This is a genomic window from Acinetobacter sp. YH12105, from assembly GCF_013419095.1.
GTDB classification, from domain to species: Bacteria; Pseudomonadota; Gammaproteobacteria; order Pseudomonadales; family Moraxellaceae; genus Acinetobacter; species Acinetobacter pseudolwoffii.
The window spans coordinates 1-13,873 of the sequence record NZ_VPAU01000016.1 but is presented as its reverse complement, the minus strand read 5'-3'; the positions used below and the strand labels follow the sequence as shown (position 1 = coordinate 13,873).

At 44.4% G+C, this 13,873-nt stretch carries 12 protein-coding genes and 4 tRNA genes; 9 read left to right on the top strand and 7 right to left on the bottom strand.

Annotated features, from left to right (window positions below; genetic code table 11):
• Nucleotides 1–19: 19 nt before the first annotated feature.
• The 3 genes from FTU44_RS11605 to rnr all read right to left on the bottom strand — a co-directional run bounded on the left by FTU44_RS11605 (nt 20) and on the right by rnr (nt 5,211).
• On the bottom strand, nt 20–2,074 hold the full coding sequence (locus FTU44_RS11605; protein WP_180050848.1) for a M3 family metallopeptidase: 2,055 nt from the start codon (nt 2,072–2,074) through the stop codon (nt 20–22).
• Between the two features lie 109 nt (nt 2,075–2,183).
• Nucleotides 2,184–2,684, bottom strand: a complete 501-nt coding sequence (locus tag FTU44_RS11600; RefSeq protein WP_180050804.1) for a hypothetical protein — start codon at nt 2,682–2,684, stop codon at nt 2,184–2,186.
• 79 nt (nt 2,685–2,763) lie between these two features.
• Nucleotides 2,764–5,211, bottom strand: coding sequence for a ribonuclease R (rnr, locus tag FTU44_RS11595; protein ID WP_005168700.1), 2,448 nt, complete (start codon nt 5,209–5,211; stop codon nt 2,764–2,766).
• Between the two features lie 263 nt (nt 5,212–5,474).
• On the opposite strand from rnr, the gene FTU44_RS11590 reads away from it, so the two are divergent.
• The 4 genes from FTU44_RS11590 (at nt 5,475) to FTU44_RS11575 (ending at nt 6,154) form a co-directional block, all read left to right on the top strand.
• Nucleotides 5,475–5,564: transfer RNA gene (locus FTU44_RS11590), tRNA-Ser, on the top strand.
• Nucleotides 5,565–5,580: 16 nt separating this feature from the next.
• Nucleotides 5,581–5,657 (top strand) — tRNA-Arg (locus FTU44_RS11585).
• A 48-nt stretch (nt 5,658–5,705) separates the two neighbouring features.
• A tRNA-Arg gene (locus FTU44_RS11580) sits at nt 5,706–5,782 on the top strand.
• Between the two features lie 295 nt (nt 5,783–6,077).
• Nucleotides 6,078–6,154: transfer RNA gene (locus FTU44_RS11575), tRNA-Arg, on the top strand.
• Between the two features lie 105 nt (nt 6,155–6,259).
• Here FTU44_RS11575 and FTU44_RS11570 read toward each other — a convergent pair.
• A complete protein-coding gene (locus tag FTU44_RS11570; RefSeq protein WP_180050800.1) occupies nt 6,260–7,558 on the bottom strand; it encodes an SRPBCC family protein in 1,299 nt (432 codons plus the stop codon).
• Between the two features lie 160 nt (nt 7,559–7,718).
• Here FTU44_RS11570 and FTU44_RS11565 point away from each other — a divergent pair, with 160 nt between their 5' ends.
• The 4 genes from FTU44_RS11565 to yddG all read left to right on the top strand — a co-directional run bounded on the left by FTU44_RS11565 (nt 7,719) and on the right by yddG (nt 10,877).
• Nucleotides 7,719–8,216, top strand: a complete 498-nt coding sequence (locus tag FTU44_RS11565) for a YcxB family protein (protein ID WP_005168696.1) — start codon at nt 7,719–7,721, stop codon at nt 8,214–8,216.
• Nucleotides 8,217–8,258: 42 nt separating this feature from the next.
• Nucleotides 8,259–8,900 carry a fumarylacetoacetate hydrolase family protein gene (locus FTU44_RS11560; protein ID WP_180050797.1) on the top strand — a complete coding sequence of 214 codons (642 nt, stop codon included), beginning with the start codon at nt 8,259–8,261 and terminating at the stop codon, nt 8,898–8,900.
• A gap of 154 nt (nt 8,901–9,054) precedes the next feature.
• Nucleotides 9,055–9,993, top strand: coding sequence for a DMT family transporter (locus tag FTU44_RS11555; RefSeq protein WP_180050794.1), 939 nt, complete (start codon nt 9,055–9,057; stop codon nt 9,991–9,993).
• On the top strand, nt 9,990–10,877 hold the full coding sequence (gene yddG, locus FTU44_RS11550; RefSeq protein WP_180050791.1) for an aromatic amino acid DMT transporter YddG: 888 nt from the start codon (nt 9,990–9,992) through the stop codon (nt 10,875–10,877). The genes FTU44_RS11555 and yddG overlap by 4 nt, the downstream gene beginning before the upstream one ends.
• Before the next feature lie 30 nt (nt 10,878–10,907).
• On the opposite strand, the gene FTU44_RS11545 is transcribed toward yddG, so the two are convergent.
• On the bottom strand, nt 10,908–12,155 hold the full coding sequence (locus tag FTU44_RS11545; protein WP_005168686.1) for a YihY family inner membrane protein: 1,248 nt from the start codon (nt 12,153–12,155) through the stop codon (nt 10,908–10,910).
• Nucleotides 12,156–12,269: 114 nt separating this feature from the next.
• On the opposite strand from FTU44_RS11545, the gene wrbA reads away from it, so the two are divergent.
• Nucleotides 12,270–12,866 carry an NAD(P)H:quinone oxidoreductase gene (gene wrbA / locus FTU44_RS11540; RefSeq protein ID WP_005094094.1) on the top strand — a complete coding sequence of 199 codons (597 nt, stop codon included), beginning with the start codon at nt 12,270–12,272 and terminating at the stop codon, nt 12,864–12,866.
• Between the two features lie 53 nt (nt 12,867–12,919).
• Here wrbA and FTU44_RS11535 read toward each other — a convergent pair whose 3' ends face one another.
• Both FTU44_RS11535 and FTU44_RS15225 read right to left on the bottom strand, forming a co-directional pair.
• On the bottom strand, nt 12,920–13,351 hold the full coding sequence (locus FTU44_RS11535; RefSeq protein ID WP_074383567.1) for a hypothetical protein: 432 nt from the start codon (nt 13,349–13,351) through the stop codon (nt 12,920–12,922).
• Nucleotides 13,352–13,637: 286 nt separating this feature from the next.
• Complete coding sequence (locus tag FTU44_RS15225; protein WP_257226493.1) at nt 13,638–13,769, bottom strand: hypothetical protein; 132 nt, start codon at nt 13,767–13,769, stop codon at nt 13,638–13,640.
• Nucleotides 13,770–13,873: the final 104 nt, after the last annotated feature.

Below are 13,873 nucleotides of genomic sequence, written 5' to 3'. Positions count from 1 at the left end.
ATCAACTTAAAAAGCTAGTTTAAGCGTTTTTAGAGCGGTTCGTCCAACCTTGATGACGTAGCAATGCATCTATTTTGGGCTCGCGTCCGCGGAAATTGATAAATGCGTCAAGTGCTTGATCTTTTCCGCCAACTGCGAGGATATTTTCCCGAAACTGTTTTCCAGTGGTGGTATTAAAAATCCCTTCATTTTCGAAACGGTCGAAGGCATCACTGGCCAAAACTTCGGCCCATTTATAGGAATAATATCCCGCTGCATAACCACCGGCAAAGATATGACTAAAGCTGTGCTGGAAACGGTTATAGTCGGTGGTGGGCAGAACTGCATATTTTTCACGAATTTCATTCAGTGTGGCCTGAACCTGTTCCGCATTTGAAGCCGGATTGGCACGGTGAATACTCAAGTCAAACAAGGCAAATTCAAGCTGACGTAGGGTTTGCATGCCGGATTGGAAGAAACGTGCATCGAGCAGGGCTTTGAGCAGGTCGGCCGGCAAAGATTCCTTGGTTTCAATATGTTCACTGAGCAGATTCAGACTGTCCTGATCCCAGGCCCAGAATTCCATAAACTGGCTTGGCAGCTCCACGGCATCCCAAGCCACGCCATGCGTACCTGCCACCGCGATATTGTCGACTTCAGTCAGCATATGATGCAGGCCGTGACCAAATTCATGGAACAGGGTAATCACTTCATCATGCGTGAGCAGTGCAGGTCGGTTGCCAACAGGTGGAGTAAAGTTACCCACCATATAGCAGATCGGTTTTTGCAGGCCATCACGTGTCTGCATGCGCGAACGGAAACCGCTCATCCAGGCACCACCACGTTTGCCTTGGCGTGCATACAGGTCAAAATAGAAACCGCCAATCACCTGACCTTGGTCTTCCAGTTCGAAATAACGCGCCTCTGGATGCCAAACCGGCGCTTCACGTTCAATCACCTGAATGTCATACAGGCGATTGACAATACTGAACAGGCCTTGCAGGATTTTTGGTGCAGGGAAATAAGGTTTCAGCGCTTCCTGTGACAGATTGAACTGCTGCATTTTCAGCTTCTCTGAATAATAGCTGCTGTCCCAAGGTTTCAGTTCATCAATACCATCTTCAGCGGCAATGGCTTTTAGTTCTGCAATTTCCTTGGTTGCCGGCGCACGGGCATGCTCTGCCAGATCACGCAAGAATTCATCTACTGCCTCTACACTTGGCGCCATTTTGCTGGCCAGAGACAATTCTGCATAATTGTTGAAGCCGAGCAGCTTGGCCATTTCCTGACGTAAGCTGAGGATTTCTTCAATTAAGGCGGTATTGTCAAATTCAGTCTGTTCGGACTGATCTGAAGCGCGCGTGGTATAGGCTTTATACAGCTCTTCACGCAGTTCACGATGTTCCGCATGGGTCATGATTGCCAGATATGACGGGAAATCTAGCGTAGCGACCGGCTGATCCAGCTCGCGTTGCTGGCCATATTGTTTTAACAGCTCAATATTACTTTCAGAGAGACCCGCTAACTCATCTTCAGCTAATGGTCTGAAATAAGCCTGAGTCGCATCCAGCACATGGTTGGAGAAGTCGGAAGACAGTTGTGAGAGACGTGCAGAAATTTCTGCATAACGTTTCTTCGCTTCGCCTTCTAAGGCCACACCAGATAGTTTGAAGTCACGTAAGGCCAGTTTGATGGCACTTTGCTGGGCTGCGGGTAATTCATTAAAAATTGATGCATCATGAATATGCTGATAAGTTTGATACAGCGCCGTATGTTGACCTAGTTGCGTATAGTATTCGCTCAGACCCGGTAATAAGGCTTGATAGACGTCACGGGTTTCGGCATTGTTCATCACGGCATTCAGATGTGATAACACGCCCCAGGATTCACTCATATTATTTTCGAGGGTATCGACCTGTTCCAGAATCTCAAGTTGGGCCTGAACCGAGTCTGGCGTGTCAGTCAGTTCATTTAAAAACTTTTGTCCGGCTTGAATGGTTGTTTCAATTTTTTCTTTGAGATCGGCCAGGGTAATCTGATCAAATTGTGGAACAGGCAAAGTTGCCTTTTCTAAAGTCATGTCGGTCTGCCAAATTAATTTTCTATATTCAGTCTAGATGTAGGGCCTTTGGTGGGGGAAATCAAGGTAATTAAAGTTTTTTCTCTGGCTTTGTATTTAATATTTTCAATTCTTTATTAATATTTTAAAGCTGTTCAATAAATCCACCATCAGATGAAGGTAAGGCTTCTAGTTCATTTATATCGATGATAGAAATATCAGTGATTTGAGTTTTCCATAAGTTTAAAGGGTGCTGATACCAATACGTGACTTTCATGGTGATAGGATTATTATCTAAAGCCTCTCTGAGGCCGCCGTATTGTCCCCAATGGTATATATAGCTCTGATTGGGTGGAAATACTTTGACTCCATGTTTGAAAATACGGCTATCAAAATAATCTTTTGAAGCATTTAATTTTTTAATTCCGAAGGCCCGTTTAGGAATGGGTTGATCACTCGATATTTGTACATTATAGGCAATGGATTTTCCTATATTCTTTATCTGTAGTTGAATGAAAGATTGCTTACCGTAATGCGGAAGAGCAAAAACTATAATTTGTGGTTGCTGATCAGATTTAAATACGGCATAAGTCACAAGCAAAGCCATTAAAGAAATGATCAAAGTAAAAATAGTTATGGTATTCATTCTTATAATTTTTCCTATTTTAATATTTTGATTATAAATAAAAAAGAGCGCCTTAGCGCTCTTTTTATACCGTCAAAAATTATTCAGTCTTGGCTTTTGCATTGGACTTTTTCTTTTTCACTTTGGTCTTTTTCTTTACTTTATCTTTAGCCTTTGCTTCAGGCTTTGCTGCAGATTTTTTAGCAGACTTGCTGTTGTAAGAGCTGGGTTTTCCTTTGGCTTTTTTGCGTCGTATGGGCTGTTCTCCATCGGCATTCAGGCTGGATTTAGACTCGCGCTCATTCTTGCTAAAAACCTCTTCTGTTGCTGCTGGACGTACTGCCGGTTTTTTCTCGCTCACGCGCGGCGCACGGGCACGGATCGCACGGCCGGCATGACTGAGCTGCTGTACCAGTTCAAAGTCGATCTTGCGCTCTTCCAGATTGACACCAGCCACCTTGATCTTGACTTCATCGCCCAGACCAAAGACCTGACCACGATTCTGGCCGACCAGATTCTGACTGACTTGATCAAAGACAAAGAAGTCATCGCCCAACTGGCTGACATGCACCATACCATCCACATACAGGTCTTTTAGCGTCACAAACAGGCCAAACTCTGCTGTCGCACTAATGATGCCAACAAATTCTTCGCCCAGATGCTGCTGCATATAATGACATTTCAACCAGGTCGTCACCGAGCGAGAGGCTTCATCGGCACGGCGTTCAGTGGCAGAGAAATGTGTTCCTGCTTCATCTAAAGCTCCACCTGAAAGCGGAGAGGGCTTTTTATTTAAATGCGCTTTGATGGCACGATGCAATAACAGGTCTGGATAACGTCGAATTGGCGAAGTGAAATGTGTGTACGCCTCATAAGCCAGACCGTAGTGCCCCGCATTGTTAGGGCCGTAATAAGCCTGCATCATGGAGCGTAATAACACCGCATGAATGCTTGGTGCATCTATGCGGTCTTTGGTCGCTTCAATCACCGCCTGATAATCTGCTTGGGTCGGTTGCTCCGGGAATTTCAAACCAAGCAGCTTGACGAAATCACGGACTTTTTGAATACGCGAGAACTCAGGTGGCTCATGTACGCGGTACAACATCGGAATTTCATTTTTCAATGCATATTCTGCGGCTGCCACGTTGGCCAGCAACATACATTCTTCAATCAGCTTATGCGCATCATTACGGCTACGCGGCAAAATCTCTTTAATTCCGCCCAGCTCATCAAAAGTCATATACGTTTCAACGGTTTCAAATTCCATGGCATGGCGTTCAGCACGTAAGCCTTTCAGAACCTGGTACAGCTGGAACAGGGTGTTGATCGACTTGCGAACTTCGCGATCTTCGGTAATGGCCTGACTGTCGCCTTCCAGATATTGGGCGACCTGATCATAAGTCAAACGTGCTTTAGAGTGCATCACGGATGGATAGAACTCAAAACCGGTAACACGACCGGCACGTGACAGTTTTAAATCACAGACCATACAGAGACGATCAACAGCCGGATTTAAAGAACACAAGCCATTCGACAAGGCTTCAGGCAGCATTGGTAAAACAAAGTGCGGGAAGTAGACAGAAGTTCCGCGTTCCTGAGCTTCATCGTCCAGTGGTTTGCCTGTACGTACATAATGACTGACATCGGCAATCGCTACGACCACGCGATAGCCACCGCCCGGACGTTTTTCAGCATATACTGCATCATCAAAGTCACGTGCATCTTCACCATCAATGGTGACCAAAGCTAAATCACGCAGATCCACACGACCTTCACGGTCTTTTTCTGTTGGTTCTTTAAAGCTTTCTGCATCCTGAATCACTTCTTCCGGGAATTCATACGGTAAACCATATTCTAAAATGGTTTGTGGAATGATGATTTCGGTATCGGCTTTATCTGCCATGGACTGGACAATATGACCGGTCGCAAATTCTTCACGGGTCGGATAAGTATCAATCGCCACGCGAATCGAATCACCCAGATTGACTTGCGCATGTTCAATCAGTTCTTTTTCAAGAGTAATGGGCTGATGCGCATTTGGGCTGGCAGGTTGAACAAAGTATTCACCTTCATATAGGGAAACTTTACCAATGATCTGCTTAACGCGGTGCTGCACAACTTCAGTCACATAACCCCAGGCTTTACCTTTACGGTCTACTGAAGTTTGACGTACTTTGACACGGTCGCCATTAAAGACCAGCCGTAGTTCACGCTCAGCCAGTAAGAGATCGTCCTGGCCAGAAATGTTGGCAGTTCCCATCCCGCGGGAATTGATATAAACCGTCGCTTCGGATTCAGGCTGCTCGACGGCAATCTGGAATTTATAACCATCTTTCATCAATTGCCCGTCACGTACCATCGCAATTAAACGATGACTGAGAGCATCAATACTTTTTTGATCTGCAATTTCGAAATGTTCTACCAGGTCGGCATGAGACTGGGCATTATTTTTTTCTATGGTTTCTAAAATTAGCGTACGGCTTGGGATAGGGTTGTCATAACGTTCGGCTTCAGCTTTTGCTTCAGGATCGACCCAGTTTTTCATCATGTCTTTAAATTTATCTTAGGAGATAGGTTTAGCATAAAACATGTGTGCGCAGACTGCACGTAAATGATTGCAATAATCCATTTAAGTTTTCAATTTTCTGTTCATTTTAGATAACTGGAAATTTATTCGGTTTTTTGAGCAGGAAAATGTACGAAAAATCGCTGAATTGCTTAAAAAGTATTTAAACGAGCAAAAATATGCACTTTTTTTCGATGCTGCGCTTGCAGTGCCATGCCGAAATTTGTATTATGGCCGCACGTTACGGTGAGATGGGTGAGTGGCTGAAACCACGTCCCTGCTAAGGACGCATACGGGTAACTGTATCGAGGGTTCGAATCCCTCTCTCACCGCCACGCTTACTTATGTCGCGCGCTCATAGCTCAGCTGGATAGAGCACTTGGCTACGAACTAAGGGGTCGGGAGTTCGAATCTCTCTGAGCGCACCAAGTAAGTTAAGCAGAAAAACGTATTGCCAACCTAGGCACACAAGTTACGCGCTCATAGCTCAGCTGGATAGAGCACTTGGCTACGAACTAAGGGGTCGGGAGTTCGAATCTCTCTGAGCGCACCAACTTGAACAATCAACCGCTTTCATAGCGGTTTTTTTGTGCCTGAAATTTGGGAACATCTTTCTCGGTATTTGCTGTGTACTTTTCATCAGGATGAAATGGAGCTTGTCGCCACATTGAATGCAGCGTCAAAGTCCGGATGGTATTAATTGTTTTTAGCTCTAAATGTGCAGAAATTCTCACAGAAAACTGTCAATACTGCTGTATCGTTTAATTACTATACATTCAGTTGTGCTTTTATTAAAAAACACTTAACAAGCCTTAAAAAAACCGTATAATGCACCCCATCAAGACGTCGCGCTCATAGCTCAGCTGGATAGAGCACTTGGCTACGAACTAAGGGGTCGGGAGTTCGAATCTCTCTGAGCGCACCAATCTTGATAAGAATTCTGAAAAAACCGCACATTGATGCGGTTTTTTTACGTCTGTGATATTTAAAGCTTTTTCATATAAAAAACCAATAACTACCGATTCGTTGATTATCTTAATTTTTGCTGCACCTTGAGTGCATAGACGGTATTGCCACCCACCGCAGGTAATACATCGTGATAGGGCAGACTGCGCATGGCCCTTAATAAAAACGGTGCCTGATCATGAATCTTCATGCTGCTGGTGATTTGGAACAGATTACCTTGTGATTGCGGCAATAGCTTCATGCCGCCTTTGACAAACTTTAAGTCGCCACCATTGGCATTGAACTGATTCTGCAAGGGATCGGGCTGGTAAAAACGCATCTTGAAGTTAAATGGAATCTGAATCACGCCTAAGCCCACTGAAACTTTATAGTTGGCATCTACACTTTGGGTATTGATCGGGTTAAGTTCGACTTTCTTGATCTGGCGCGGGAAAAGCTGTTGACTGGCTTGTGCAGCCAACCACGGTCGTAGCTTGTCTACCGAATGCGGAAAGTATTGATAGGTGCTGCTAAATCTCAAATTTTCTGACGCTTTTCCTTCTTTGACCTGATAGCTGGGCAAAATAAAACTGACCGGTTGGCCGGATTTTTGACTAAGCTGGGCAATCTTCTGTAGCTGTTGTGAATTAAATTTGAGCTGTGGAGTCGGGGCGGTGAGTGTTGTAGCATGACTGGTTTTAAAGCGCTGTTGCAATGCTTCGAGTAGAAATGCGTTAGTACCGGGAGGAATGCCAAGTTTGGCTTCAGGCAGGGCATTGAGAATTTTACTAAATAGAAAACCTTTAGGCTGGTTCAGGTCGCCCCACTGGGTCACTGTCACCAGAGTTCTGTGCGGATCAAGCGCGAACCATTCCAGTTTTCCCGCGCCATAAGGAATGGGTGCATCAATAATTAAAGTGCTGATGCTGTTATTGCCCAGATGATGCTGCATCACCACGGTTTCTTTGAAGTTCAATATCGGAATTGGTGTGGGGATATGCACCTGATATTTGACCTGCTGAATCGAGCCTTGCTGTTCTAGAATCTTGGCCGACTTTAAAGTCGGAAACAGGCCAACATAATCCGGATAATGCTGTAGCAATTTCTCGACCTGTGTTTCAGCCACAGGCAAAACCACGGCGGCACTATAAAATTGTGCCTTGCTGGTGGCCTTACTGTTTAAGGTAGGAAGCTGGGTTTTAGTCACCGGATGCGCATAAATCAGAATCCTTTCGCCTGTTAATTCTGCCAATTGTTGGGCATTGCCCGGATAAGCACTCAGGCTACTGGGTAATTCTGCATCCCAGGGAATGATCTTGGCCAGTGATAGAGTAGACAGACCCGAACAGATACCGATTGCAATACATTGCTTGAATCCTTTCATTCAACATCCTGTTGCATATTTTTTGTTTTAATTGCTGTTTATTTAAAACTAAATACACGTTTTTCCAAAGCAAAGTTATGTAATTGATGCGTCAGGCCATAAGCATTGTGCATATTTTGCTATAGTATTGGGCAAGATTTTATTTTTTTGATGTGATGCTATGACTGAGTCAGCACCGACTTTATCGACCCGTTATTTTCTGACTTTAGAAGAATCTCAGGATGGTTTTGCCTTGGCGACTTTTGGCAAAAAGCAGATTTCACGTTTTCTGACGCCTCTGGTCAGTATCGGGATTATCCTTTGGGGCTTTTCGATGGGCTTTGACGGGGTAGGACGCTATTACGTGGCTTTGGGGGCATTCTTCCTGATCCTGCAAGGCATCATGCGTTACTGGTTTCTGCCGATGATGTTTAAACGCCAGTTCGTCAAATATCAGTTTGGTAAGAGTGAACAAGGCCTTGATCTGTATCAGGACTATGCGGAGATTTTTAATAATGAGCGTAGCAAGCTGGTAGCGTATAGTGAAGTGCAGAATTTTGCTGCCGGCAAACTGACCTATATGCTGGAACTGAAAAACCGTACCGTCATCATTGTGCCAAAACGTGCCTTTAAAGATGCGACTGAGCAAAACATTTTTGAGAATGCATTTAAAAAATAATCCAGAGATCGATATAAAGACAAATAAAGGAAAGTTTTGATCATGAGTACACGCCCATCCAAAATTGTCTGCGTTGGTCGCAGTTATGCCGATCATGCCAAAGAACTCGGAAATGCGATCCCTGATCGTCCGGTCTTATTTATTAAGCCACCGAGTGCCTTAGGCTCGCTCGATGCAGGGATTGAATGGAATCCGGAGTGGGGCAACTGCCACTATGAATGTGAACTCAGTTTGCGTATTGACCGGACTTTAAGCAAAGAAAATGATCCTGTAAAAGCACTGCAAGCGGTGGGTGCGGTGACTTTAGGTCTGGACTTGACCCTGCGTGACTTGCAGGATGAACTCAAGAAAAAAGGCCAGCCTTGGGAACGTGCCAAAGCCTTTGATGGTTCGTGTCTGTTGTCAGACTGGATTCCTGTGAATGATGTGGTCGCGGACTGGCAAGATGTGCATTACACTTTGGAGGTGAATGAAGAACTGCGTCAAGAAGGCGATACCGCTTTATTGATTTTTGATATCGCGACTTTACTGGCAGATATCAGCCAGGTATTCACTTTAGAAGAAGGTGATGTGGTGATGACGGGTACACCCGCAGGTGTGGCGGCATTGCATGCAGGCGATCAGTTAAAAATGACCCTGAAAGGCCAGTCTCAGGATTATGTCTGTACGACTTGGGTTAAATAAGCTGAACGTTATTTTTTGATTGAAAGGACTGCGAGTGCAGTCCTTTTTTATCGAGTTTTAAAATATTTACAGCGCTGGCAAAATAATAGAAAAGTATTGTTTTACCGCAGAGAAGATTATAGTGGGCACTTTAAAGCGGTCACAGGAGTAGGGGGTGAAGCAACGTCAGGCGCTAGATGCCAAAGCATCTGCCATCATGTTTGTATTATGTATGTTGTGGGGGCTACAACAGGTCGTGTTGAAATGGGCGGCCAGTGATATTTCAGCCTTGATGCAAATTGCCTTGCGTTCAGCCTTGTCTGCGATCATGGTGTATCCCCTGATTCAGCAGAGCGTGCGCCGTCAGCTTTTGAGCACCCGCTATTTGCCTGCAGGATTGCTGGTCGGAATACTGTTCGCAACCGAGTTTTATCTGATTGGGGAAGCACTACGCTATACCTCAGCTTCGCATACCATTGTTTTGCTTTATACTGCGCCGATTTTTGTCGCATTGGGTCTGCACTGGAAATTGCCGGCAGAGCGTTTGTCGCGTGTGCAATGGGGCGGTATCTTCGTGGCATTTAGCGGGATTGTGGTTAGTTTTTTACTCAGACCACAGACAAGCTCTACTTTACAAACCGATGCTTTGTGGGGAGATTTTCTGGCCTTACTCGGAGGTATATTCTGGGCAGCCACCACTGTCAGTGTACGTCTGAGCCGACTGGCTGAAGCACCTGCCACCCAGACCTTATTCTATCAATTATTGATGGGCGGCATATTATTGCTACCCTTGGCCTTTTTTAGTGGACAAGCGACCATTCAATGGACGACCCTGTCTATTTCCAGTCTGATCTTTCATACCGTGCTGATTTCCTTTGCCAGTTATTTGATCTGGTTCTGGATGCTGAAACATTATCTGGCTTCACGTTTGGGCGTATTTTCTTTTTTAACGCCTGTATTTGGCATGCTGTTTGGGGTGCTGATTCTGGATGAACAGATCGAACTGAATTTTATTGTTGGAACCTGTATGGTCATGCTGGGCGTGATTCTGGTGAGCTTGCAGGGATGGCTGAAAAAACCGAATACAACGAACAATCCTCAAGAGCAAACATGAACGTCTGGTCGATGAAACTGGCCACCTGGATTGGCCTGTCTTCCATTCTGATCTGGGCCAGTCTGGTGGCTGTGGTCAAATTGATTACCGAATCTACCAGTCCGGTGCAGGGGATTGCCCTGATTTACAGTTTTAGTAGTCTGGCGATTCTGGCATTGATTGGATTTCCTAAAATCATGCAAATGTCGAAGCGCTATCTATTGGGGTGTGGGGCTTTGTTCGTTGCTTATGAAATTCTATTTCTTGTTGCAGTTGCCTGGTCGGATCACCGTGAACAGGTGATGCTGATTGCGATGATCAATTATCTCTGGCCACCCTTGATGATTGTCTTTTCGATATTTGCCCGGCAATTGCAGGCGCGTCTTTGGGTCATTCCAGGATTTTTGCTTGCTGTAGTCGGTCTGATGTTGGTGGTCAATCCTGAAATTACTAATCTATCGAAACTTATGCAGGTTTTAGCTGAAAATCCTTGGGCTTATGGCTTTGCTTTTATCGGTGCCTTGTTATGGCCATGTTATTGCATTCTGACCAGAAAATATGGTCGTGGACAAAACGGCGTACCGATTTTTTTTGTGGTCGCCGTCATTGCGTTATGGGGCTTACATCTGGGCTTGGATGAGCCTTTCAGGATGCCTTCATTGAAGCTCTGGCTGGGAATTTCCATAGTAGGCAGTCTGATCGGGATTGCTTATAGTAACTGGAATCAGAGCATGCAGTACGGCAATATCAAGGTACTGATTTTGGCCACCTATTTTATGCCAATTCTGTCTTCAGTTATGTCGATGCTGATTCTGGATATTCGACCCGAGCTGAGTTTTTGGATTGGTACTGCTTTGGTGACCGCAGGTGCGATCGTCTGCTGGAAGTCTACGCAAACAACTTAAAAAAATCCTCTCAAGCGAGAGGATTTAGGATTATTTATTCCGGAACAATTCGGAAAGTGGAAAACTCAGCTTTTCTTCCAGATATTGATCGGTTTCCTGTAGCTTAGGCGAGAATTTCTGCATCCAGATTTCCTCGGTATGTGCCTCGGTGAAGTGATGCTTACGTGGCAATGGATAAGGAAGTTGCAGATAAAAGTCCCAAAAACTCACCTGATCTAGATCACGTACCAAGACATATTCATTGTCATCGGTACGTTTGATCAGATTTTGTTTTTCAAACATGCTCACATAGTTTGGCCAGCGACCAATTTCATCACGACCCAAAGCATCTAATGCTTCTGCTTCACTAATGCTCTCACCAGTTTTTTGCTTTTTATGAAACAGCTCTAATAGATCCAGCAGCATGATGATTGGGTGACGTTTATGATCCTGACCAGATTCAAAGGCCGTCAGGGCATAACTGATCTCAACGCCGAGTAAGACAATATTCCAGGATAAATAAATCCACAGTAGAAAGATCGGCACAGCGGCGAATGCACCATAGACAATCTCATAACTGGTAAAGTTTGACATCACAAAACCGAACAGGTTTTTAAGCAGCTCAAACACCACTGCACTAAACAGGCCGGCAATAAATGCAGACTTGAGTGGCACACTGCGATTGGGGATGGTCCAGTTGAGAATGAAAAATCCGAGTACGGTCAGAGAAAAGGAAATGGCCCAGAGGACAAAAGCACCATTAAGTTCATACCCGGCAAAGTTATTGCTGAGGACACTCATGGAAGCCACGGTTGATGAAATGACGAAGGCACTACCCAGTAAAATCGGTCCCAGCGAAATGATAGTCCAGTAGCGCATAAACCCGATAATTCCACCTCGGGTCTGAGTCACTCGCCAAATTCGGTTAAAGGCCGTTTCGATACTGGTGAGCATCAATACGGTCGTAATGAATAAAAACAGGATACCAATCACGGTTAAATTACTGGATTTATCGGTAAAGGCATTCAGCGCTTTATCAAAGGCAATCGTGGTTTTGGGTAGAAAGTTACTGTAGATCAGCTGTTGCAATTGTTGTCGTGCAGGCTCTAAGGCTTTAATCGATGAAATAATGACCAAGAAAACCGTCAACATCGGCACGACTGCGAAAAGCGTAGTATAGGTCAGGGAACCGGCTTGCTCACGACAACGGTCTGCTTCAAAGCGTCGAAGTACGAATAAAATAAACTGAAACCAGTGTTTCTCATAAAAGGGTAACTTTTTTAAATACTCAACAATCATGTGCATCCAATCTCAATTTTTTTAATCATCATGAATTTTCATCCATTAGCTTAACCAAAAAAGTTACAGAATATCGTATAGTTTTATTTTTTTAAGTAATGAATAAGAAGCCTCATGCAACCTTATGTTCTTGTTTTATATTACAGCAAATATGGCTCAACGAAAGAAATGGCACATCTGATAGCCAATGGCGTTGAATCGGCAGGAATGGCGGTAAAAATTCGGACTGTCCCGAATATTTCTAGCGTCGTAACCATAGCCGAGCCGAGTATCCCGGCAGAAGGGGATATTTATTGCAGTTTAGAGGATTTGGCCCAGTGTTCTGGCTTGGCCTTAGGTTCACCGACCCGTTTTGGCAATATGGCCTCAGAAATGAAATACTTTTGGGATCAGACCACCAGTCTATGGCTGAATGGCGCGTTGCATGGTAAGCCGGCTTGTGTCTTTACCGCATCGGGCTCCATGCATGGCGGACAGGAAAGTACCTTGTTGACTATGCTGCCACCATTATTCCACCACGGTATGATGATTATGGGGCTCAGTAATGCTACAGCTGCCTTGTCCAATACCAAGACTGGCGGTACGCCGTACGGTGCCAGTCATGTCAGTGGCCCACGGCATGATCAGGGTTTAAGCCCAGATGAAAAAGTTTTGTGCGAAGTACAGGGCAAACGACTGGCTGAAGTGGCTTTAAAACTCAATCAGTCTTAAGCATTAACTCACAAGGAAATGAAGAACTCACTCACTTCATTTCCTTCATGATATTAATCTTCTTTTTGATCTTTTTGATCTTTTTGATCTTTTTGATCTTTTTGATCTTTTTGATCTTTTTGATCTTTTTGATCTTTTTGATCTTTTTGAATAAATCTATGTTTGCATTTTAAACATTGATAATCCAAGAATAAATTACGGTCGACGGAAATCCCGGCTTTTTTGCCGAGGAAATTCCCTATTACGCCACCGGTAATGCCAACACTGATTGCCCCGACAAAAGTACCCACTGTCCCACCTAAAATTACACCTAAGGGGCCAGCAACAGTACCAATCGCTGCGCCAACGGATGCGCCAGAAGCAGCACCACCGACTGTACCCGCAGTAGCACCTGCCGAGCTCATGAGAATGCCACCAATTTTCTTTAAATTCTGTTCGTGATCACGCTGTTCGATGTCAGTGGAACCACATTTAGGACATTGCATAGGTTTTTCCATCAAGGATTGGTATTCACTTGTTTTAAGTTTATGGAGGAGATGCAATTTTCTCTAGATCAGCAGCTCTTCATAATATGCTGCAACAGCATATATACATGCTGAATCCTGAGGTCAGGAGCATTTCCTACCTTCCTGATTCTAGTTGAATTAACGCTCAAACATTGTATTTCAGCTGTAAATATATTTATTTTTATCTGCGTGAGTCATTTTTGAATTATTTCGATCATGCAGGACACTACAAGATTCTGGAGGTTTTTCTTTCTCAGTACTCTATCTATACACAGGCCTGATTGGCCATTTCTTTATATTCAAAGTAGCTGACGGTTTGCTGGCTGCTCTCAAAAGCTTGCAAACAGAAAGGAATGGCTTTGTTGCATAAAGCCAGCATGGAAGGCTTATTCAGCAATATAATTTCCAAATGAATAAGCCTGCTTCTAAAATCTACCGTACAACCAATTGGTCATCCTATAACCGAGCTTTAATCAACCGAGGTAATATTTCCATTTGGTT